General features: G+C 62.1%; 21 protein-coding genes. 10 read left to right on the forward strand and 11 right to left on the reverse strand.

All coding sequences use genetic code 11. The features are described from left to right. Positions 1–53: 53 nt before the first annotated feature. Positions 54–1,082, forward strand: coding sequence for a bile acid:sodium symporter family protein (locus tag J3P81_RS21715; protein ID WP_434560837.1), 1,029 nt, complete (start codon positions 54–56; stop codon positions 1,080–1,082). On the opposite strand, the gene J3P81_RS21720 is transcribed toward J3P81_RS21715, so the two are convergent. Continuing rightward, complete coding sequence (locus J3P81_RS21720) at positions 1,069–2,346, reverse strand: acetyl-CoA C-acetyltransferase (protein ID WP_420766292.1); 1,278 nt, start codon at positions 2,344–2,346, stop codon at positions 1,069–1,071. The two genes, J3P81_RS21715 and J3P81_RS21720, sit on opposite strands and share 14 nt — an antisense overlap. A 144-nt stretch (positions 2,347–2,490) precedes the next feature. Between J3P81_RS21720 and J3P81_RS21725 the strand changes: the two genes are divergently transcribed. Both J3P81_RS21725 and J3P81_RS21730 read left to right on the forward strand, forming a co-directional pair. Then, positions 2,491–3,843, forward strand: coding sequence for a 3-oxoacyl-ACP reductase (locus J3P81_RS21725; RefSeq protein ID WP_434560839.1), 1,353 nt, complete (start codon positions 2,491–2,493; stop codon positions 3,841–3,843). A 2-nt stretch (positions 3,844–3,845) separates the two neighbouring features. Continuing rightward, entirely contained in the window at positions 3,846–4,700 is an 855-nt protein-coding gene (locus J3P81_RS21730) for a MaoC/PaaZ C-terminal domain-containing protein (RefSeq protein WP_434560843.1), read from the forward strand. 32 nt (positions 4,701–4,732) lie between these two features. On the opposite strand, the gene J3P81_RS21735 is transcribed toward J3P81_RS21730, so the two are convergent. The 4 genes from J3P81_RS21735 to J3P81_RS21750 are packed head-to-tail and all read right to left on the reverse strand — an operon-like array spanning position 4,733 to position 6,997. After that, complete coding sequence (locus tag J3P81_RS21735) at positions 4,733–5,290, reverse strand: DUF4136 domain-containing protein (protein WP_420766289.1); 558 nt, start codon at positions 5,288–5,290, stop codon at positions 4,733–4,735. A gap of 21 nt (positions 5,291–5,311) precedes the next feature. Further along, the gene (locus J3P81_RS21740; protein ID WP_434560845.1) at positions 5,312–5,920 is read right to left on the reverse strand and encodes a DUF4136 domain-containing protein; all 609 of its coding nucleotides are present in this window, start codon (positions 5,918–5,920) and stop codon (positions 5,312–5,314) included. 25 nt (positions 5,921–5,945) lie between these two features. Then, positions 5,946–6,695 (reverse strand): methyltransferase, encoded by a 750-nt coding sequence (locus J3P81_RS21745; protein WP_434560847.1) that lies wholly within the window; start codon positions 6,693–6,695, stop codon positions 5,946–5,948. Continuing rightward, the gene (locus tag J3P81_RS21750; RefSeq protein WP_434560849.1) at positions 6,692–6,997 is read right to left on the reverse strand and encodes a MazG-like family protein; all 306 of its coding nucleotides are present in this window, start codon (positions 6,995–6,997) and stop codon (positions 6,692–6,694) included. The genes J3P81_RS21745 and J3P81_RS21750 overlap by 4 nt, the downstream gene beginning before the upstream one ends. Positions 6,998–7,161: 164 nt before the next feature. Here J3P81_RS21750 and J3P81_RS21755 point away from each other — a divergent pair, with 164 nt between their 5' ends. After that, complete coding sequence (locus tag J3P81_RS21755; RefSeq protein ID WP_420766285.1) at positions 7,162–7,455, forward strand: hypothetical protein; 294 nt, start codon at positions 7,162–7,164, stop codon at positions 7,453–7,455. A gap of 70 nt (positions 7,456–7,525) precedes the next feature. Then, complete coding sequence (locus J3P81_RS21760; protein WP_420766284.1) at positions 7,526–8,875, forward strand: MATE family efflux transporter; 1,350 nt, start codon at positions 7,526–7,528, stop codon at positions 8,873–8,875. A 3-nt stretch (positions 8,876–8,878) separates the two neighbouring features. Here J3P81_RS21760 and J3P81_RS21765 read toward each other — a convergent pair whose 3' ends face one another. From J3P81_RS21765 to J3P81_RS21790, 6 genes are all read right to left on the reverse strand, one after another. Continuing rightward, positions 8,879–9,676, reverse strand: coding sequence for a DUF4123 domain-containing protein (locus J3P81_RS21765; RefSeq protein ID WP_434560851.1), 798 nt, complete (start codon positions 9,674–9,676; stop codon positions 8,879–8,881). Beyond that, a complete protein-coding gene (locus J3P81_RS21770) occupies positions 9,673–10,983 on the reverse strand; it encodes a type VI secretion system Vgr family protein (RefSeq protein WP_434560853.1) in 1,311 nt (436 codons plus the stop codon). Before J3P81_RS21770 ends, J3P81_RS21765 begins: the two co-directional genes overlap by 4 nt. 237 nt (positions 10,984–11,220) lie before the next feature. Then, on the reverse strand, positions 11,221–13,134 hold the full coding sequence (speA, locus tag J3P81_RS21775; RefSeq protein ID WP_039593533.1) for an arginine decarboxylase: 1,914 nt from the start codon (positions 13,132–13,134) through the stop codon (positions 11,221–11,223). 209 nt (positions 13,135–13,343) lie between these two features. Continuing rightward, positions 13,344–13,715: a translation initiation factor Sui1 gene (locus J3P81_RS21780; RefSeq protein ID WP_420766281.1), complete on the reverse strand. Its 372-nt coding sequence runs from the start codon at positions 13,713–13,715 to the stop codon at positions 13,344–13,346. A gap of 169 nt (positions 13,716–13,884) precedes the next feature. After that, positions 13,885–14,442, reverse strand: coding sequence for an NUDIX hydrolase (locus J3P81_RS21785; RefSeq protein WP_434560855.1), 558 nt, complete (start codon positions 14,440–14,442; stop codon positions 13,885–13,887). 3 nt (positions 14,443–14,445) lie between these two features. Next, a complete protein-coding gene (locus tag J3P81_RS21790; protein ID WP_420766279.1) occupies positions 14,446–15,513 on the reverse strand; it encodes a DUF2333 family protein in 1,068 nt (355 codons plus the stop codon). Between the two features lie 418 nt (positions 15,514–15,931). Between J3P81_RS21790 and J3P81_RS21795 the strand changes: the two genes are divergently transcribed. The 5 genes from J3P81_RS21795 (at position 15,932) to accC (ending at position 22,288) form a co-directional block, all read left to right on the forward strand. Then, positions 15,932–17,602: a diguanylate cyclase gene (locus J3P81_RS21795; RefSeq protein ID WP_420766278.1), complete on the forward strand. Its 1,671-nt coding sequence runs from the start codon at positions 15,932–15,934 to the stop codon at positions 17,600–17,602. Between the two features lie 1,173 nt (positions 17,603–18,775). After that, positions 18,776–19,600 (forward strand): methyl-accepting chemotaxis protein, encoded by an 825-nt coding sequence (locus tag J3P81_RS21800; protein ID WP_434564153.1) that lies wholly within the window; start codon positions 18,776–18,778, stop codon positions 19,598–19,600. A 349-nt stretch (positions 19,601–19,949) separates the two neighbouring features. Then, a complete protein-coding gene (gene aroQ / locus J3P81_RS21805) occupies positions 19,950–20,402 on the forward strand; it encodes a type II 3-dehydroquinate dehydratase (RefSeq protein ID WP_420766277.1) in 453 nt (150 codons plus the stop codon). A 48-nt stretch (positions 20,403–20,450) separates the two neighbouring features. Further along, positions 20,451–20,915, forward strand: a complete 465-nt coding sequence (gene accB, locus J3P81_RS21810; RefSeq protein ID WP_434560857.1) for an acetyl-CoA carboxylase biotin carboxyl carrier protein — start codon at positions 20,451–20,453, stop codon at positions 20,913–20,915. 17 nt (positions 20,916–20,932) lie between these two features. Further along, entirely contained in the window at positions 20,933–22,288 is a 1,356-nt protein-coding gene (accC, locus tag J3P81_RS21815) for an acetyl-CoA carboxylase biotin carboxylase subunit (RefSeq protein WP_420766275.1), read from the forward strand. Positions 22,289–22,337: the final 49 nt, after the last annotated feature.

Here is a 22,337-nt window from a genome sequence, read left to right on the forward strand (position 1 = left end):
TGTTCAGGCCGACGTTAGGCTAAGTCGACTTCTCATACAACTTGCGGCGCCCTATGCACATCCTAAGACACCTTAAACGCCTGGTGACCGACTGGTTCCTGTGCGGCATGTTGCTTGCCACGTTGTTGGCGTATTTCTTTCCCGGATTCGGCGCCACGGGCGGCGCGATGCATGCGGATTGGGTGGTCAACATCGGCATCTTCGTGGTGTTTTTCCTCCATGGGATCAACTTGTCCGGGGAGCAGGTCCGCCACGGCTTGAAGAACGTCCGGCTGCATTTGATGGTGCAGGGTTTTACCTTCGTCGTGTTTCCCTTGATCTGGCTGATCGGTGATTGGTCATTGGGCAGCCATGTGCCGTCGCTATTGATGCTGGGGTTCTTTTACCTGTGCGCCCTGCCCTCGACCATCTCCTCGTCGGTGGCCCTCACAGGCAGCGCGGGCGGCAACGTGCCGGCGGCGATTCTCAACGCCAGCCTGTCCAGCGTGCTCGGGATTTTCCTGACGCCACTGCTGGTCAGCCTGGTGGTCGGCAGCGGTGCCGGTGGCATCGACCTGGGCTCGACCCTTCTCGATCTGTGCCTGATGTTGCTGCTGCCATTGGTGCTTGGGCAATTCCTGCGGCGCTGGCTGGCCGGTTTCTTCGCCCGATACAAGCGCTATACCAGCATCATCGACAAATTGGTCATCCTGCTGCTGGTGTACGCCGCGTTCTGCAATTCGATGGTTTCCGGGATCTGGCGACAACAAGGCAATGGCGTGCTTGTCAGCGCGGTGCTCGGCAGCGCCGTACTGCTGGCCATTATCCTGTGGATGACCACCCGCACCGCCCGCGCTCTGCGGTTCAGCAACGCCGATGAAATCGCTGCAGTGTTCTGCGCGAGCAAAAAATCCCTGGCCGCCGGGGTGCCGATGGCGGCGTTGATCTTCGGCACCGATCCCGGCCTGGGGCTGATCCTGCTGCCGATCATGATCTATCACCCCATGCAACTGATCGTCTGTTCGATCCTCGCCGAACGCTACGCCAGCCGCCAGCGAGCCCAGGTTGCGCCCACGCGCGAGGCGATGGTCAGCGCTCGATGATCGCCGTCACACCTTGGCCGGCCGCCGCGCAGATGGAAATCAGGCCCCGGCCCTTCCCGGCCGCGTCCAGCAGTTTGGCCAGGTTGGCGACGATACGGCCGCCAGTCGCGGCGAATGGATGCCCGGCGGCCAATGAGCTGCCTTTCACATTCAATCGGCTGCGGTCGAGGGCGCCCAGCGGCGTGTCGAGGCCCAGCCGGGATCTGCAGTAATCCGGGTCCTCCCAGGCCTTCAACGTACACAAGACCTGGGCCGCGAACGCCTCGTGGATTTCGTAGTAGTCGAAATCCTGCAACGTCAGGCCGTTGCGTGCCAACAAGCGCGGCACCGCATAGACCGGCGCCATCAGCAGGCCTTCAGCGCCGTTGACGAAATCCACCGCTGCCGTTTCACCGTCACGCAGGTAGGCCAGGATTGGCAGTCCGCGGGCGTTCGCCCACTCTTCGCTGCCCAACAATACCAGCGAGGCACCATCGGTCAGCGGCGTGGAATTGCCTGCGGTCAGCGTGCCCTTGGCGCTTTTTTCAAAGGCCGGCTTGAGGGACGCGAGCTTGTCCAGGGTCAGGTCCGGGCGCAGGTTGTTGTCGCGGGTCAGGCCCAGGAACGGCGTCATCAAATCGTTATGCCAGCCTTCGGCATAGGAAGCGGCCATTTTCTGATGACTTTCCAGGGCCAGACGGTCCTGCTCGTCTCGGGGAATCTGCCAGGTCTGCGCCATCAACTCGCAATGTTCGCCCATGCTCAGGCCCGTGCGCGGTTCGTTGATGCGCGGCAGATCGGGAACCAAGTGTTGGGGACGCAGTTGCAGAAAAGCCTTGATCTTATCGGCGGTGGTCTTGGAGCGATTGGCTTGCAGCAGGATCCTGCGCAGCCCCTCATTGACGCCGATGGGCGCGTCGGAGGTAGTGTCCACGCCGCCGGCGATGGCGCTGTCGATCTGGCCCAGGGCGATTTTGTTCGCCACCAGCAGCACGGTCTCAAGCCCCGTGCCGCACGCCTGTTGCACGTCATAGGCCGGGGTGCTGGGTGCCAGCCGTGAGCCGAGCACGCATTCGCGAGTCAGGTTCATGTCCCGGGAAAACTTGAGCACCGCCCCCGCGGCCATTTCCCCGATGTGAGCACCGTGCAGGTTGTAGCGCTCGATCAAACCTTCGAGCGCAGCCGTCAGCATCGCCTGGTTGCTGGCGGTGGCATAGGGCCCGTTGGAGCGGGCGAACGGAATGCGGTTACCACCGATGATCGCGACGCGGCGTAGCTGTGCCATGAAGAACTCCCCTGTATGCGCGAATGTGTGAAATTGGCCTGCGGTAACGTGCCCAGCCACAAGCTTAGGCTTTATCCGGGCGATCGAACGACCAATTGCCAAACATGGTCCACACTTGGAACCTCATCAGCCGGAGTGTGTTCCATGTCAGACCGTTACATAGGCTTCGCCAACTCGCCCATTGGCCTGCGTCTGGTTGGCGCTCTGGGCTTGCCCTCGCCGGTGCGCCTGGAACGCTGGCAGGCCGGGCGGCTGCGGCCTATCGAGGGCGCCTTGCTGTTGGGCGGTGGCCCCCTGACCGAACAGGTCGCCACGTTCGCCAAGCGCTTGACCGACGCGATTTTAATCTACGGTGGCGAACCGACGCTGGCGACCGAATGGATCCCCGGCCACGGCCCGAAAATCAAGGCGGTGGTGTACGACGCCAGCCATCTGGTGCAGGTCGAGCAGCTCAAGCAGTTGCGCGAATTCTTCCAGCCCCTCATGAAAAACCTCGACCACAGCGCCCATGTCGTCATCCTCGGTCGCGCCCCGGAAAGCCTCGATGACCCGTTTGCCGCCAGTGCGCAACGGGCGCTGGAAGGCTTCAGCCGCTCCCTGGCCAAGGAATTGCGCCATGGCGGGACGCTGCAGTTGCTTTATGTCGGTGACGGCGCCGAAGCGCAGTTGGAGGGGGCCCTGCGGTTTTTCCTGTCGCCCAAGAGTGCCTACGTTTCCGGGCAGGTTATCCGCCTCAAGGCCTGCCAGACCCAGGTCCAGGATTGGACGCGACCGCTCACAGGGCTCAAGGCGCTGGTAACCGGCGCCGCCCGTGGCATCGGCGCGTCCATCGCCGAAACCCTGGCCCGTGACGGCGCCGATGTGATCCTGCTCGATGTCCCGCAAGCCAAGGCTGACCTGGACGCCCTGGCCGCGCGCCTGAGTGGGCGCAGCGTGACGCTGGACATCTGCGCCGAAGATGCCGCCGCGCAGTTGATCGAACACCTGCCCGACGGCGTCGACATCGTGGTGCACAACGCCGGCATCACCCGGGACAAGACCCTCGCCAACATGACGCCCGAGTTCTGGGACGCGGTGCTGGCGGTCAACCTCAACGCGCCGCAGGTGCTGACCAAGGCCCTGCTCGACAGCGGCACCCTGCGGGACAATGGCCGGATCGTGTTGCTTGCCTCCATCAGCGGCATCGCCGGCAATCGCGGCCAGACCAACTATGCCGCGAGCAAGGCCGGGCTGATCGGCCTCGCCCAAGCCTGGGCGCCTGGCCTGGAGGCGCGGGGAATCAGCATCAACGCGGTGGCACCGGGCTTTATCGAGACACGCATGACCGCCGACATTCCCTTCGCCCTGCGTGAAGCCGGGCGCCGCATGAGTTCGCTGGGCCAGGGCGGCTTGCCCCAGGACGTCGCCGAAGCCGTGGCCTGGCTGGCACAACCAGGCACCGGCGCCGTAACCGGGCAGGCGCTACGCGTGTGCGGGCAAAGCTTGTTGGGGGCGTGACCATGACGATCCAATGGCAGGAAATAAACACCGCCCCTTCGATGTCAGGGCTCTACGCCAAGGCCGCGACTCGCCGCAAGATCACCGGCACGGTCCTGCCTGACGTCGGGCTGCGCCAAGTGATCCAGGTCGACCAAAAGAACCTGGCGGCCTATCGCAAAGTGTGTGGTTTCAGCGAAAGCGGACTATTGCCGCCGACCTATCCACACGTGCTGGCGTTCGCCTTGCAGATGCAATTGCTGACCGCCCGGGATTTCCCGTTCCCATTGCTGGGCTTGATCCACCTGAACAACCGCATCCGCGTGCTGCGGCCCATGGGCGGTGTCAGCCAGGTGCGGGCGAGCGTCAACGTCGAGAACCTGCAGCCTCATGCCAAGGGGGCGGTATTCGATCTGGTGACCCGTATCGAAGATCAGCTGGGCCCCTTGTGGCAGGCCCAAAGCCAGATGCTCTGCAAAGGCGTCCAGCTTGACGGCGCATTGGCCGAGGACTCATCCGAGGACAGCCCCGAGTTGACGCAAGTGACACGCTGGACCGCACCCGTGGATATTGGCCGGCAATACGCCAAGGTGTCAGGCGACTACAACCCGATCCACCTGAGCGGCGCCAGCGCCCGGTTGTTCGGCTTCCCCACTGCCATCGCCCATGGTCTGTGGAACAAGGCAAGGACGTTGGCGGCGCTCGATGATCATTTGCCCGAAGCCAATATCGAAATCGACGTAACGTTCAAGAAGCCAGTGCGCCTGCCCAGCGAGGTGACATTGTTGGCGAGCGCGGCCGGTTCCAGCGGGCAATTGCGATTGGTGGGGGCTGGTGAGCTGGAGCATATGCTGGGAATTTGGCAGCCGGTTGCTTGAAAGTATTTCCACCCAACCTATGGGTCAACCAATCAACGCGGTGGGTAGTTGGACAGGATCCGCCCCACCGTCTCGCGCACCTTCGCGCTGCGATCCATCGGGTTGGGTGAATCACTGAGCAATTGCTCGTCGCTGCCACGCCAGACGAGCTTGCCATCCTTGCCGTCGAGCAGGTCGATCTGCACGGTGGCGACCTTGTAGCTGAGGTTACGGGTTTCGTTGTACATCGGTCCGCCCCAATAACCATTCCATGGGCCGCCCCAACCGCCGCCATAGTTGGTCGTCACCTGTTGCTGGCGATCCTCGACGATCAGGTAGGCCTGGACCTGCACATCGCCCCGCGCGCCGCCCGAAGCCGGACGCAGGCCACGCTGGTCGAGTTGATCGGCGACCGCCTGGCGGATGCGCTGTTCGGTCAGGTCGCTCTTGATGCGCGGATCGTCCGGGCGATATTGCAACGCCGGCTCCTTCCAGCTCCAGCTGCGGTAGGCCGCGAAGTCGCGGCTGGTGTCGAAATCATGATTGACCTGGTTGGAAGCGCAGGCGCTGAGCAACAGGGCAAGGGCAAGCGGGACAAGACGGCGAAACATGGTTTTTCTCCGTTGTTTGAATCAACTGGGAGGATAGGCCGACATGGCCTTTTCCACCGCGTCACGAATGGCATCGGTGCGCTCGCTCTGATTGCCGCGCTGGCTGGTCTCGGCGCTGGCGCTCCACACGGGCTGGCCATTGCGGGCGTCGAACAGATCGACCCGAACCACCACGACCTGCTCCTGATAGGTGCGCACTACGGGAATGGTGTTGTACATGCCATAACCCGGCCCGTAGCGGTTGTAGCCGCCGTAATAGCCCGCGTTATAGTCGTCCCGGACCTGCCGCAGCCGGGTTTCCAGGCGCAGGTCGGCACTGACGAAGAGGTCCGCCGGGCGGTTGTCATGCAGCGGACGCAGCCCGCGTTGGTCCAACGCTGCGCTTACCGCTTCGGCCACCTGGGCCGAATCCGCCCAGGCAGTACCCGGCGGCAACCGACCGTTGAGCCAGGCCCAACTGCGATAGCGGCCATAGTCACGGGGCGGCGCCGGATAGGCGCTGCGATCGAACACTTTGGCGGCCTCGGGCGGCGCCGGCGGCAACGGATTGGAAGTCGCGACATACGGATTGTCGCTCTGGCAGGCTGCCAGCCCGAGGCATAACACCAATAATCCTGAACGACCTTTCATTTCGCTCTCCGACTGCTCTTTCGGATCAGAGGGGACGACAGACCCAATGCAGGTAGCGTCCCAACCCGGCAAACGCTGGGTGGCGCCGGTGGGCCAGTTCCATTTCCAGCAATTGCGCGAGTTCTACGCGGCCCTGGAATTGCACCGGCATGTAGTCATGAAAAACCCGCACGCCACTTTGAATTTCGACCTGCCACAGGTCTTCAAGTTGCGCCGCCAATTCGCGAGGATCAAGGGGTTGTTGCGGGGTCAGGCTCTGTTTTTCACCGGCCAGGTCGTTTTTGCGCAACTTGCGGAAATGCCCTTTGAGCAAGTTTCGATAAACCAGCGCGTCGCGGTTGTAGAACGCCAACGACAACCAGCCGCCAGACGCCGTCAGTTGATGCAGAACCGGCAGGATCGCGTGGGGCTCGGCCAGCCACTCCAGCACCGCGTGACACAGCACCAGATCGTACGGTTCGGTGAGCTGGCCGAGCAGGTCCTGCCACGGCGCCTGAATGAACGTTGCGTCCTGGCCGGCCTCGGCAAACCGCTGACGGGCACCCTCAAGCATGGGCTCGGCCGGTTCAGCCAAGGTGACCTGGTGACCACGCTCGGCCAGCCACAGTGACATGTGCCCCAGGCCCGCGCCAACATCCAGAATACGCAACGGGCGGTCAGGCAAGGCTTCAAGCAAATCGGCCTGGAGCACCGCCAGGCGGATCGCCCCCTTGGCCCCGCCGTATATTTTTTCCGCGAAACGCGTGGCGAGCTGGTCGAAATGACGGTCACTCATGGGGCGAACCGCCGCTCGCTGTCGGCCAATTTGCCGCGCACCACGGCGTTCATATCCAAGCCCAACTCGCTGCACAGCAGCAACAGGTACAACACAATGTCACCGACTTCCTGCCCGGCGTGGGCCAGTTTATCCGCGGGCAGCTGGCGCGACTGGTCCTCGGTCAGCCATTGGAAAATCTCGACCAGCTCGGCCATCTCGACGCTGGCGGCCATGGCGAGGTTCTTCGGGCTGTGGAATTGCCGCCAATCGTTACGGTCACGAATGGCATGCAGGCGTTCGGTCAGTTCAACAAGGTTCATCGGGTTCTCCTGAATGCGCATAGCTTCGGGGCGATGACGAGGGAAGGCAAGCGTCTCGGTACGAAGCGGTGAATTGCTCCATAATCGAACGATCGCAGCCGCCACAACTCCTACAGTCAGGAGCCGACGGCTCGATTCCGATTCCTCTCCATCAGGATGCAAACATGCAGGTAGAAAGTTTCTTCGAATGGCTCGGCCAGGCGCTCGGTTCGGTGATCCGTTTCATCGTCGACCTGCTCAGCGGGCTGTTCAACACCTTGGCCAATGCCGGTGGCAATTTTGTCGATGGCCTGTCCCGCACGCTTGGCATGGACACCTCGATCATCAGCATCGTCGCACTGATCCTCGGGCTGATGCTGCTGTATTCGGCGATCCGCGCCTTTATGCGGGCCTCGATTGTCATGGGCATTATCTGGCTGGTATTGGGGTTGTGGTTGCTGAGCTGGATCATCCACTGAAGACAAACAGGGCGACATCAGGAACGAACGCTGCGATAACGCTACAATCGCGCTCCATCAAGGAGCCACCATGTCCAACCTGATCGCCGACTGGCGCGACCGCCTCACCCACCGTCGGGTATGGGCGCTGGCCGCGCCAATGATTCTCTCGAATATATCCGTACCGCTGGTAGCACTGGTGGACAGTACCGTCATCGGCCACTTGCCCCATGCCCATCAGTTGGGCGCGGTGGCGGTCGGGGCGAGTCTGTACACGGTGCTGGCCTGGGCCATGGGGTTCCTGCGCATGGGCTCAACCGGGTTCGCCGCCCAGGCAGCCGGGCGTGGCGATGGCGCTGCGCTGCGGCAGGTCTTGCTGCAAGGACTCTTGCTGGCGTTGGGGCTGTCGGTGGTGCTCGGGGCGGTCGGGGTTCCGTTGAGCGACGTGGCATTGCACTTCATGCAGCCCTCGGCCGAGCTCGACCAATTGACCCGGGATTTCTTCCACACCCGGCTTTTCGGCTTGCCGGCGGCGCTGGCCAGTTACGCGCTGGTGGGCTGGTTCCTTGGCGCCCAGAACGCCCGCGCACCGTTGACGATCCTGTTGGTCACCAACCTGGTGAACATCGCCTTGAACCTGTGGTTCGTGATCGGCCTGGATTGGGGCGTGACGGGTTCGGCACGCGCCTCGGTCATCGCCGAGTGGGCGGGCGCGCTGGTGGGCCTGGCCCTGGCCCGAAGGACGCTGCGCGCCTGGCCAGGGCGGATCGCCTGGGCCGCCCTGAGCCTGTGGCAGAGCTGGCGACCGCTGCTGGCGGTAAACCGGGACATTTTCATCCGCAGCCTGGTGCTGCAATCGGTGTTTTTCCTGATCACCGTGCAAGGCGCGCGGCTGGGGGACGCGACGGTGGCGGCCAATGCGCTGCTGCTCAATGGCCTGCTGCTTACCGCCCATGCCCTGGATGGCCTGGCCCATGCGGTGGAAGCGCTATGCGGCCACGCCATTGGCGCTCGCGACCGCCTGGCCCTGCGCCGTTCGCTGGTGGTCGCCTGCGGTTGGTCCTTGATCGCGAGCGTCGGGTTCGCACTGCTGTTTCTGCTGGCCGGACATTTGTTCATCGACATGCAGACCGACATTGCCGACGTGCGCGACACCGCTTACCGCTACCTGCCTTACCTGGCAACGCTGCCATTGATTGCCGTGTGGAGCTATCTGCTCGATGGCCTATTCATCGGCGCCACCCGCGCCCGGGAAATGCGCAACGGCATGCTCCTGACCCTGTTGCTGGTGTTGCCGCTGGCCTGGGCGCTGCAAGGACTCGGCAACCACGGACTGTGGATCACCTTCCTGTTGTTCATGACGGTGCGCAGCCTGACGCTCGGGACGGTCGCCTGGCTCTTGCACCGTCGGGGCGGCTGGGTCGATGCCGAAACTCGATGATGTTCAGCCCTGTTTGCCTTGCCAGAGGCGTCGCAAATGATCGAGACGTTCTCGCTGGGAACCACCAGGCAGCCCCGGCACGGGCTCGGCATCGGGGTATTGCAAGCGCAGCCATAACCAGCCGTCGAGAACGGCCTGCTCGCTGAACCCCAGCTTGCGCCCCTGTTGCACGTAGTCCCAGAGCACCCAATAGTCATGGCCGGTGGAGCGAGACCATCGCCAGACGTGACGTTCCAGGAAGCACTCCTGCAATTTGACCTGTTGCCTGTCGCTGAGGCCATGCTCGTTTTCCAGCGCAGGCACCGCAAGCCTGGGATTGGAGAGCTGTTGCCACCCCTGGCACCCCATCGTCCGATCGGACCAGGTGCCACCGAACCAGCGCAACAGGCTGATCGGTCCCAGCCAGCAACTGAGCTCCCGGGGATCGCAGGCATCGAAGAAATAGCTGGCGGTGTGCGGGTTGTAATAACTCAGGAAGGCCTTGTAATGCAGGCCCAGCGTCACCGTCAGCATGCGCCGCAAATGTACCAGCAAGGACTCGGCTGGCGTCGAGGTCACCAACAGCAACCCGGGCCAGGATCGAGCGTCCAGATGGCACAGGCTGGCCAGCGCAGGCGATTGCCTAAGATCCACCAACAGCGGGCCGTGTGATCTCGCTCCGTCGAACTCGGTTCCCTCGAACAGGGCAAAACGCGGCACCTCGGCAAACTGCTCCTTCAGGCGCTGTGCGGCCTCGGGCGCGTCCGGAACGTCTAACAGCAGCCATTGGGGAGCGGGACCCGGCAACGTGGCCACATTCATGGCGCCGCGCCCGCGCCCTGTCCCATCACCATGCGACAGGTACATACCGGCTGCGCACAAGGGCTGAAACGCCCCCCGCCTGGCAAAAGGCACAGCAAGACCAGTGGCTCACCATCCTTGATTGCGGACAACAAGGATGAATCGACTCCAGAAGCCCCGGGAATTTCCCCGGCAGGCGCGGTGGGAGAAGGCGCCTGCGTTGACTGCGCGCCGGGGGCGCCACCCAGGAATGCGCTGACCAGGGGACGGTCCGGGTCGCCCTCGATAAAACTCACCAGAACCTCGGTGCCCTCGGCAATCGTCCCCACGCCACGCGCCGCAAGCTCGGGTGCCAAGGGCAGCCAGCAATGACTGGGGATGGCGCCCTCTCCCTGATAGGCCCAGTCGAACTGCACCGCCACTCGCCCGGCCACTCGCGGCTCATCCACTTCCACGACCCAGCCGCGTTGCCTGCTCACCATGACAGGCTTGTCCGGCGCCCTGTCCACCAAGAAGGGCATCCCCCAGGGAATGGCCTGGAAAAGATTGCCATAACCGCCCGCATGACCGTGGTGTTCAACCTGCGTCAATAACCAGCCCTGGTTCCACTTTCCATGAGGATGGCCCTTCAGCGACAGGATCTGGCCGGCGTGCAAGTGCGTCAGATCGCTACGGCCCTGGGCGACCAACGCTCCGTGGATATCCGCCTTCACCGTGAACGCACGCACTGCGCGGGCCCGCCCTTCAACACTGTACAAAGCCTTGTCCATCGTCGGAACGTTGCCCGCCGTATCCGCAAAAACCAGGCATTGCCCGTCCCGGGTGTGATCGAAATGAAAGTGGATACCCGCCTGGGCGCACATCCGTTGTAGGAAATGCAGGTCGGATTCGCGGTACTGGGTATACAGATCCAACGAAGGATAAGCGTTGCTCAGATCCAGGCACAGGCTGCGGCCGTTGATACCATGCCCGCCCAGGACCTGGCGGATGATCTGTGGCACCGAGCAGGCATTGAAGACCCGTTGACTGAAACGCTGCGCAAGGCTCGCCAGCTTCGGCCCGATGCGTACCCGGCAGCTCTCGCCATGGCGGTGGACGATTTCGTGAAGTCGCCCGTGGATGCCTTGATCCTTGGTTCCGAAGCTCAGCCAGACGTTGCGGTACAGCAACCCGGCCATGTCCAGGGCCATGTCGCTGACCGACAGCTCCACTTCGAAAACGAAGGGTTCGCTGATGGCTTCATTGCCTGTTAAGGCTACGACGACGAAAGGTTCGGACAGACCGGCTATCTCCAGACGAAAAGGTAGCTCGCAGGCTGGATCGGACATCGGCGTTTTCTCTACAGGAGGGGCGACCGGGCATTCTCGCCGACAGCAGAGGACGAGTAGAGGGCTCAAGGACTATTTAGGAAAGGGACTACATGAAATTAGGACGCCGTCAGCTAAACGGCATCAATAGGCCGATAAACGCGGCGCACGGGTTTGCAATGCAGAAACAACGTGGCGAGGAAGCTCGCCACGATGAATCGCTCTAGCCTGCAACAGCGGCCCCGCAAGGGGCCACCGTCAGGAAGAAAGGTAGGACGAACGCGTCAGCCCCAGTCGCAGCGCATCCAGGAACTGAGTGCGCTCGGCCGCCGTGATCCGGGCGCTGGCGCACTTGTCACGGTAGTGAGTCATCAACTCCTCCGGCGACAGGTGCACATAGCGCAACATGTCTTCGATGGTGTCGTGGGTTTCGATACCGGCGTGGTACACGCTGCCATCGGCGTTCTGGTAGATGTTCACCGAGTCGGTGTCACCAAACAGGTTGTGCATGTCACCCAGGATTTCCTGGTAGGCACCCACCAGGAAAATACCCAACAAATAGTCCTCGCCTGGATTGAGCGAGTGGACCGGCAGGCTGGTCTCGATGCTCTGCTCGTCGACGTACTGCTTGATCTTGCCATCGGAGTCGCAGGTCAGGTCTTGCAGCACGGCACGGCGCAGTGGCTCTTCGTCGAGGCGATGCAGCGGCAGGATCGGCAATACCTGGCCGATCGCCCAAGTGTCCGGCAGGCTCTGGAAGACGGAGAAGTTGCAGATGTACTTGTCGGCCAGCTTGTCGTTGAGCTCGTCCAACACCTGGCGGTGCGAACGCTGGCGGGCCTTCAGCGAATTGTGCAGGCGACGGCACACCGCGAAGTAGCACTGCTCGGCCAAAGCTTTTTCCGCCAGGGTCAGCTTGCCATCGGCGTATTGGGCTGCCACGTCACTCATGTAATGGGTGGCTCGCCAGTAAGTCTCGGTGACCATCTCGATATCGGTCGGGCCCAGCAGGTCCACCAGCCACTGCACGGTTTCCGGCAGGCTTTCCTTGTTCTCGATGACCGGGACGTCATCGTGGTGTTTCTCGACGTCGGTCACTTGCACCACCAACATGGCGTGGTGCGCGGTCAGCGAACGACCGCTTTCGGAAAAGATGTGCGGATGCGGCAGGCTCTGGGCATCGCAGAACTCCTTGAGCATGCCCACCACGACACCGGCGTAATCGTCCATGTCGTAGTTGATGGAGCTGGCGTTGCGCGAGTGCGTGCCGTCGTAGTCCACGCCCAGGCCGCCGCCGACGTCGATGTGATCCACCGGCAGCCCAAGGTTGCGCAGCTCGCCGTAATAACGGATCGCTTCCTTGAAGCCATGCTGGTAGTCCGCCAGGTTGGCGATCTGCGAACCCATGTGGAAGTGCAGCAGGCGGATGCCCTGGTCCAGGCCCGCGCCACGGAAGCGCTCGACCACCGACAACAGCTGCGCGGCCGACAAGCCGAACTTGGATTTTTCGCCACCGGTGTCGGCCCACTTGCTCGACGCCAGGGACGACAGGCGAACCCGCAGGCCGACCTGTGGCTTGACCTTGAGCGACGCGGCTTCTTCGATCACCAGGCCGACTTCGGATTCTTTCTCGATCACGATGAAAACGTTATGGCCCAGCTTCTGGCCCATCAGCGCCAGGCGGATGAACTCGCGGTCCTTGTAGCCGTTGCAGACGATGGTCCCGCCCTTCGGCGCCAGGGCCAGCACCGCCAGCAGCTCGGGCTTGGAGCCGGCTTCCAGGCCGATCGACACGTTCTGTGTCGCGATAATGTTTTCGATCACCGCTTCCTGCTGGTTCACCTTGATGGGGTAAAGCGCGGTGTACTGGCTCTGGTATTCCAGGCGCGCGATGTTGCTGTCGAACGCGCCGGTGAGCTGACGCACCCGGTCTTGCAGGATATCGGGGAAGCGCACCAGCAAGGGCAGCGAAAGGCCGCTCTGGCGCAACTGGTCGACTTGCTCGTACAAATCGATGGGCGAACTGTCGGGGCCGTTCGGACGGACTTCGACGCGACCGGCTTCATTGATCGCGAAATACCCGGCCCCCCAATGGCGAATCCCGTAAACACTGCGGCTGTCCGCAACTGTCCATTGGCTGCCATCGTCTTTGCGTGTGCGTCGTACGGACATCGAAGTCCCCTATAAAGAAGTCAAAATGCACCCACCCGGTCGCAGGCTGGCGCAGTGTAGAGAATGGAAATGACGATTTGCCTGTAAGCACGGTAGACCCTGCCCGCAGCGCTGAGTTTAGAACCCGTTCAGAACAGGCTCTGTGAAAACCATGTGGGCGACCCCGAACCGGGGTTCGGATCAAGCCGGGGTGGTCTTCACAGAGGCTGCTAGCCGCCGGATTTCTTTGCCTTGAAACCGTGTTTGGTGAGTTCCGCCAACAGCAGCTCGACGTGATCGCCCTGGATCTCGATGACGCCGTCCTTCAACGCGCCACCCGTGCCACAGCGTTTTTTCAACGTCGTCGCCAGTTCTTTGAGGGCGTCTTCGGCCAGCGGCACACCGGTAATGGTCGTCACCGTCTTGCCGCCGCGACCTTTGCTTTCGCGGCGCACGCGAGCGATACCGTCCCCTTCGGGGATGATTGTCTGTTTGCAGATGCAGGCATCCACCGGTTGGCGGCAATCGGGGCAATGACGACCGGCGTCGGTAGAAAATACCAGGCCACCCAGGGCGGCGAAGGATGCGGCTTTTTTGGCCACCGGCAATCCTCTTCGGAGGACAAAGACTGGTCAAGGGGCGAAAGCCTCGACCGCGAAGCCCCACTCAGGCAGGGGCAGCGCAACTGGGCCGAACGATGTCGGCCAAGCTTGAAAAGTCGCGCAGTGTAACGGCAAAAAGGCGACTTGCTAAGGGCCAATCGGCGCCAATTTAGAGCTTCTTTGCGACACCGGCTTCGCAGGCGCGCAAATAGCGCCCAAGAGCCGCCAGGGAGTCCGGGCAATAAGGCTTGTGGCGGATTTCATCGAGCACCTGCTCGACGGGCAGAAAACGCGCCTCCAGCACTTCTTCGGGCTGCAGCACCAACGGACCATCCCACACGGCCGAGAACGCCGAGCACCACAGGCGGCTGCCGGTGTCTTCGAAATAGAAATGGTCGTGGGCGACCAGCTCCACGCCGCTGACACCGAGCTCTTCGGCAAGCTCGCGGGCCGCCGACTCGGCGTAGCTCTCGTGCGCCTGCACCATGCCGCCGGCCGCGACATCCCAGTAACCGGGATAGATGGCTTTGCTCAGCGTCCGCCGATGGACACACAACTCCCCGGCCGAATTGAACAACATGATATAGGTGCCCCGCCCGATCAGGCCGCGCTCGCGCAGATCCGAGCGCACCAGGCTGCCGAGCAGGTTGTCATGCTCGTCGACCCAAGCGATGAGCTCGGCATCCGAAGCCGCTCGGTGAGCCGCCTCCCGGGTGCTTTCGTCCATCGATCAGCCCTGGTTCAGCAACTGACGCAGGTCGATGACCGCCGCATTGGCGCGGGAAATATAGTTGGCCATGACCAGCGAGTGGTTCGCCAATACACCGAAACCGCTGCCATTGAGGATCATCGGGCTCCAGACCGGCTCTTGCGAGGCTTCCAGCTCACGAATGATCTGCCGCACGCTGACCGTGGCGTTCTTCTTGGCCAACACGTCGGCGAAGTCCACCTCGATGGCGCGCAGCAAATGAGACAGCGCCCAGGCCTGACCACGGGCTTCGTAGAACACGTTATCGATTTGCAGCCATGGGGTTTCAACCACTTCTTCGTCGACCTGCGGCACTTGGCCGGGCGCGGGGATTTCGGTTTTCAGCGACGTGTTGAGCTTGACCCGGCCGACGCTGGCGGACAGCCGCTGGGACAACGACCCCAGGCGAGTGCCGACATCGCCCAGCCAGTTGTTCAGGTTGTCGGCGCGGGCATAGAACAATGCGCTCTTCTGGCCTGGATCGGAGAGGCGCGCCTGGTAACGACTCAAGGAATTGATGCCTTCCTGGTACTCCGACTCACTGGAGGGCAGCACCCAGCTGCGGTTGTCGAAGTTGAAGCGCGGCTCGGCCTTGGCGAGGTCCGCATCTTCGGCGGACTGTGACTGCGAGCGGGCGAAATCCTTGCGCAAGGCGCGGCTCAGGTCGCGAACCTGCACCAGCACGCCGTATTCCCAACTCGGCATGTTGTCCATCCACAGGCCCGGCGGGAAGCGGTCATTGGAAATGTAGCCACCCTGCTTGGTCAGCAAGGTTCCGGCCACGGTCTTGAGGGTTTCGACGGTGGTGTAGCCGACCACCATTTGCCTGCCGTCCTTCTCGGCCGCCGCCTGGGCGTTCTGCTGCACGGGAAACAGCGCCGGCTCCTGGCTCCAATACCAACCCACCGCAATGGTCACCAGCAGATACAAACCAATGAGCGTGGCCAGTGCCCGGCTGAAAAACAGCCCGCCCAGGTAGCTGCGGGTGTCCGATTTCGGCTCGGCGGCGCGTTCAGGCGCGCTGCCCGCGCGGTTTTTCCAGTCCAGCATGGCGATGTTCCTTCAATCACTTGAGTTCACGGTTCGACCACAACCTTACATCAACGTGCCTTGGCCAGCATCCGTCGTTGGGCTTATAGGACAATTACCGTCACCAGACCAGGAGCCTCCTAAGGGTTTCCCTTAACCCTGCCAGTCATGATTTGGTAGCGAGCTGACTCGATATCAGCGAATCGAATCGTGCTTGCGCACCCAACGAAGCAACTGGACAAACAGTCCAAAAAAGCCCCGAAAGCCTTTATTCTCGGACCCCGGTGCATGACAGGCCGCCAATCGAAGACCGTGCGGTCGAAAACTGAATCGCATCTCTTGGCAGTTTATTGACGTACGACACTCATGTAAGGGAAAAGAGGTGCTAGCATAGAGCCACCAGTCGACCTCAGCATGCCCCCTAACTAGTAGTCAGGATATGACCGAGTCAGAAGACCCCAGCCGTGAGCGCCTCAAGCACCACTTTGCCCAGCGGGTAATTCATCAGGCTCGCCAGATCCTTGAGATATGGCAGCGCCTGCAACGCAGCGAGTGGTCGAGTAACGACCTGTCTGAGCTCAGCGAAGCCAATCTGCGCCTGCTGCGCTTTGCCGAGCGTTTCGAACAGCCCGAGCATTGCCAGCTTGCCCACGGCATCAGCCAGTCGCTGCAAGCGGTGGATGCCAATCGCGGCCGCCTGAGCAGCCAGTTGATCAGCGACATCAACCGTTTGATGCAACGCCTGTCCCGCACCGGCCTGCGCCACGGCGATCAACTCGAGCAGACCTTCCTGCCGCCGCTGCGCAAGCCCATCTACGTGATGCTGCAAGACCATGACCGCGCGGAACGGCTGGCCAAGCAGTTGGAATTCTTTGGCCTCAGCGCCCATGCGTTGAACAGTATCGCCGCGTTCCGCTCCGCGATGGTCGAGCGCCTGCCCGCGGCGATCGTCATGGACGTGGATTTCAGCGGCCCTGGCGTGGGCCTGACGTTGGCGGCCCAAGCCCAGGAAGGCCTCGACCAGGCCATCCCGCTGCTCTTTTTCAGCCTGCTTGAAACCGATACGCCCACCCGCCTGGCGGCGGTGCGCGCCGGCGGCCAGGAATTTCTAACCGGCACGCTCGAGGCGTCGAGCCTGCTGGAAAAAATCGAAGTGCTGACCTGCGTCGCCCAGTACGAGCCCTATAAAGTGCTGATCATCGATGACTCCCGCGCCCAGGCCTTGCACACCGAACGGCTGCTGAACAGCGCCGGCATCATCACCCGGACGTTGATCGAGCCGATCCAGGCAATGGCCGAGCTGGCGGACTTCCAGCCCGACCTGATCATTCTCGATATGTACATGCCCGCTTGCACCGGCACGGAACTGGCCAAGGTAATTCGCCACAACGACCGTTATGTCAGCGTGCCGATCATTTACCTGTCCGCCGAAGACGACCTGGATAAGCAGCTCGACGCCATGAGCGAAGGCGGCGACGACTTCCTGACCAAGCCGATCAAACCCCGGCACCTGATCACCACCGTGCGCAACCGCGCGGCCCGGGCGCGCAATCTCAAGGCGCGAATGGTGCGCGACAGCCTCACCGGCCTCTACAACCACACCCATATCCTGCAATTGCTCGAGGACTGCAGTTTTCGCGCCCGCCGCGAAGGCAAGCCCTTGAGTTTCGCCATGCTGGACATCGATCATTTCAAGCGGGTCAATGACAGCCACGGCCACCCCATGGGGGACCGAGTGATCAAGAGCCTGGCGCTGTTTCTCAAGCAGCGCCTGCGCAAGACCGATTTCATCGGGCGCTATGGCGGCGAAGAGTTCGCGATCGTCATGCCCGACACCGATATTGATGCAGCCTGTCAGGTGCTGGACGAAATCCGCCAACGCTTCGCCGAAATCCATTACCCGGCCCAACCCCAGGACCTGTGGTGCACCTTCAGCGCCGGCGTGGTGGAAATGAGCGAAGCGTCCGACAGCCTGATGATGGCCAGCCAGGCGGACGAAGCGCTGTACCGCGCCAAGCATGCCGGACGCAACCGGGTACAGAGCGCCAGACAATCAAAGCAAAGTGCCACCTTTTCATCGGATTCCACTGATTCGGTCATAAACGTGTAACGCAAACGCAATAACTTCAGGCACTTCGATTCTGCCCCCGGTAGACCCTTGATGCGCCTGAAGCTGCTGACCAATCTCAACACCCTTCTCTTAGTTGCCGTATGCCTTGGCCTTGGCGCGACCCTTTGGTGGTCGCAGATTGCCTTGGAGCGACCCTACCTGTTGATGGAACGCTACCTCGGCCTGTCGCGGCAGTTCCAGAGCGAAGTGGCGCGCAACATCGAGGACTACCTGGCCAGCGGCGACGCCCTGCGCCTCAGCGCGGCTACCCAAGCATTGGAAAGCCTGCAAAAGGAGCTGGACCAGTTCCCACCGGACCTGGCCAAGACCCTGCGCCCAAGCCTGTCCAACCTCGACAACTTCAGCAGGACCGACCTGCTGGCCGCCGGCAAGCTGGCCGGCGACCCTCAGGCCCTGCTGTTGCAGGCCGAACGGGAACTGAGCGCCAGTCTCGATCGACTCGCTCAGTACGCAAGTGGCGCCCCGGCCTACTCACCTCCATTGTTCGCCGCTTCACAGCACCTGGGTCGGTTGTCCCTCACCCGTGACAAATTGGTCAGCAGCGGTCGCAGCGAACTGGCCGCCGATGTCGAGCGGGAACTGGCAGGCATCCGTGTGCAAGCAGAACGCCTCGAGAGCCTGCCTCTGCTGGGCGTAACCGCCAGCAGCGAATCGGGTAGCGATGACTTCGCCGCGCTGATGGGCCTGCAAACCCAGGAAAAAACTGTCAGCGAGGACGCCGGCATCGGTCTCAAGCGTGAGCTCAACAGCCTGCTCGGCCGCTACCCTGCGGAATTGACCCGCACTCGGGAGCTGATCCAAAAGCGCACCGAACTGAGCCGCGCCACCCACCTGAAAATCGCTGATGCACAGACGGCCATCGACACCCTGGAACCGGCGGTACGTGCCCAGCATGGGCAGATTCAGAGGGAGGTTCGCTTGATCCAGGGCGTGATGATCGGCTTGATCCTGCTGATTGCGCTGCTCATCGACACCTTGCAACGGCGCCTGGCCCGCACCTTGACGCACCTGGCGCCGGCCTTGTCCACCTGGGCCGAAGGCGACTTCAGCCGGGGCATCCACATGGGCGCCAGCAACCGTGAAATGCAAGACATCGAGGCGTCCCTCAATCGCCTGCGCGCTTATCTGGTGGACCTGGTGGGCACCATTCGGATGAACGCCGAACAGGTCGCTGGCAGTAGCCGTGCCTTGGCCGAGTTGAGCGGCGAACTGCACAGTGGCGCCGAGGACCAGGCCGGCGACACCGCATTGATCCGTGATTCGCTCGGCGAATTGGAGGCGACCATCCAGCAAGTGGCTGGCGATGCCAGCCAGGCCGCGCAGGCCAGTCGCAGCGCCGGTAACGCCGTGGAACATGGCCAGCAAGTCATCGGCTTGAGTCTCGCCGGCCTCCATGCGTTGGTAGGCGAGGTGCAAGGCAATGCGCAAATGATCGAACAGCTGGCCGAGGAGTCGGCAACCATTGGTGGCGTATTGACGGTCATTCGCTCGATTGCCGACCAGACCAACCTGCTTGCCCTCAACGCCGCCATCGAAGCCGCCCGCGCCGGGGAAATGGGCCGGGGCTTTGCGGTGGTGGCTGAAGAAGTCCGTTCCCTGGCCCAACGCACCGCTGGCGCCACCTCGGAAATCCAGGCGCTGATCGCCCGCTTGCAACTGGCCGCGCGCCAATCAGTGGATGGCATGCGCGCCCAGGTTGAACACGCCGAGGCCACCGCCAGCCAGGCCCAGGCGGCTGACGGCGCCTTGGATGAAATCGTCGCAGCCATCCAGACCATCGCCGATACCGCCGTGCGAATCGCCGATGTCACGGCCCAGCAAAGCGGCGCTGTCAGCGAAATCCGCGACCACAGCGAGCGCATTCACCAACTGGGTGGGGATAACCTGCTGCGCATCGGCCAGGGTCGCGAGCAAGGCGACAACCTCCTGGTGCTCGGCGGGCGGTTGCACACCGCAGTCCAGGCATTTCGGGTATGACCTCAGCAAACACCACAAACCCATTGTGGAAGAGAGCCTGCTCGCAATAGCGGTGGCTCAGTTTGCATGGGTATTGAATGTGCCGGCGTCATCGCGAGCAGGCTCGCTCCCACATTTATTGGGTATGGCCCAAGGAAGATGCTCACCGCACATCCCCCTGTGGGAGCGAGCCTGCTCGCGATAGCGGTGGGTCAGTTCAACCGAATGACCGGATGATGAAGGTCAGTCAAAAACTTCGCGTAAACATCGGTCAACGTGCTGGCTATTGCCGAGAACTGGACAGTCATAAAGGCTTTGCGGCATAGTCTCCGGGTTCTGACACCTGCTCACAGATAACAAGGAACAGCAGATGGCGACCCTATTGGTCCTGCACGGACCCAACCTGAACCTGCTTGGCACCCGTGAACCGGGCGTTTATGGCGCCGTGACGCTAGCCCAGATCAACCAGGACCTGGAACAGCGGGCCCGGGACGCCGGCCATCATTTGCTTTATCTGCAAAGCAATGCCGAATACGAGTTGATCGACCGCATCCATGCCGCGCGTGGCGAAGGCGTGGACTTCATTTTGATCAATCCAGCAGCTTTTACACATACAAGCGTCGCATTACGTGACGCGCTGCTGGCGGTGAGCATCCCATTCATCGAAGTGCATTTGTCCAACGTGCACAAACGCGAACCTTTCCGCCATCACTCCTACTTCTCCGATGTAGCGGTGGGAGTGATCTGCGGCCTTGGCGCCAGCGGTTACCGACTGGCCCTGGAGGCCGCCCTAGAGCAGCTTGAAAAACAGGCAACAGCTTGAACAACAAGCGTTAAACGCCCCTGACCGACCCTTGGGAGTTGATGATTCATGGATATCCGTAAAGTTAAGAAACTGATCGAGTTGCTGGAAGAGTCCGGCATCGACGAGCTCGAGATCAAGGAAGGCGAAGAGTCCGTACGCATCAGCCGTCACAGCAAGACCCCGGCCCAGCAGTTCTACGCACCTGCACCGATGCAGGCTCCAGCCGCTGCGCCTGCTCCCGCAGCAGCTCCGGCCGCCGCCGCAGCGCCAGCCGCACCTGCCGCGCCAGCGCTGAACGGCACCGTTGCCCGCTCGCCAATGGTGGGCACGTTCTATCGCAAGTCTTCCCCAACCTCGCCTTCCTTCGTTGAAGTTGGCCAGACCGTGAAGAAAGGCGACACCCTGTGCATCGTCGAAGCCATGAAGATGATGAACCACATCGAAGCTGAAACCAGCGGTGTGATCGAAGCCATCCTCGTTGAAGACGGCCAGCCGGTTGAGTACGACCAACCGCTGTTCACCATCGTTTGAACCGCGGAGAGCCTTTGATGACTGCGAAGTTGGAAAAAGTTCTGATCGCTAACCGCGGTGAGATCGCCCTGCGGATTCTGCGTGCCTGCAAAGAGATGGGCATCAAGACCGTCGCCGTTTACTCCAAGGCCGACAAAGAACTGATGCACCTGGGCCTGGCGGACGAATCCGTCTGCATCGGTCCCGCGTCGGCTGCGCACTCTTACCTGCACATCCCGGCGATTATCGCCGCCGCCGAAGTGACCGGCGCCACCGCCATTCACCCTGGCTACGGCTTCCTGGCGGAAAACGCCGACTTCGCCGAACAGGTCGAAAACTCCGGTTTTGCCTTCATCGGCCCGAAAGCCGAGACCATCCGCCTGATGGGCGACAAGGTTTCCGCGAAGCACGCCATGATCGCCGCAGGCGTACCCACCGTTCCGGGTTCCGACGGCCCGCTGCCTGAAGACGAAGAAACCGCTTTGCGCATCGGCCGCGAAGTCGGCTACCCGGTGATCATCAAAGCCGCCGGCGGCGGCGGTGGTCGCGGCATGCGCGTGGTTCACAAGGAAGAAGACCTGATTTCCTCGGCAAAACTGACCCGCTCCGAAGCAGGCGCGGCGTTCGGCAACCCGATGGTCTATCTGGAAAAATTCCTGACCAACCCACGCCACGTCGAAGTGCAAGTTCTGTCCGACGGCCAGGGCCAGGCCATCCATCTGGGCGACCGCGATTGCTCGCTGCAGCGTCGTCACCAGAAGGTCCTCGAAGAGGCACCGGCACCGGGCATCGACGAGCAGGCTCGCCAGGAAGTCCTGGCTCGCTGCGTCAAGGCTTGCATCGACATCGGCTACCGTGGCGCCGGCACCTTCGAGTTCCTGTACGAAAACGGTCGTTTCTACTTCATCGAAATGAACACCCGTGTTCAGGTGGAGCACCCGGTTTCGGAGATGGTCACCGGTATCGACATCGTCAAGGAGATGCTCAGCATCGCCGCCGGCAACAAGCTGTCGTTCACTCAGGATGACGTCGTTATTCGCGGCCACTCGCTGGAGTGCCGGATCAACGCTGAAGATCCGAAGACCTTCATGCCGAGCCCAGGCACGGTCAAGCATTTCCACGCACCAGGTGGCAACGGCGTTCGCGTCGATTCGCACCTGTACAGCGGTTATGCGGTTCCGCCGAACTACGACTCGCTGATCGGCAAGCTGATCACCTACGGGGCGACCCGTGAAGAAGCCATGGCGCGCATGCGCAATGCGCTGGATGAAATCGTGGTGGACGGGATCAAGACCAACATCCCGCTGCACCGCGATCTCGTCCGCGACGAGGGTTTCTGTGAGGGTGGCGTCAACATTCATTACCTGGAACACAAGCTGGGCAACCAGCACTGATGCTCCAAGGGATGTGAAAAGACCCCGGTCCGTTTGGCCCGGGGTCTTT

Origin of the sequence: Pseudomonas sp. R1-6 (genome assembly GCF_051132115.1) — a bacterium.
Taxonomy (GTDB): Bacteria; Pseudomonadota; Gammaproteobacteria; order Pseudomonadales; family Pseudomonadaceae; genus Aquipseudomonas.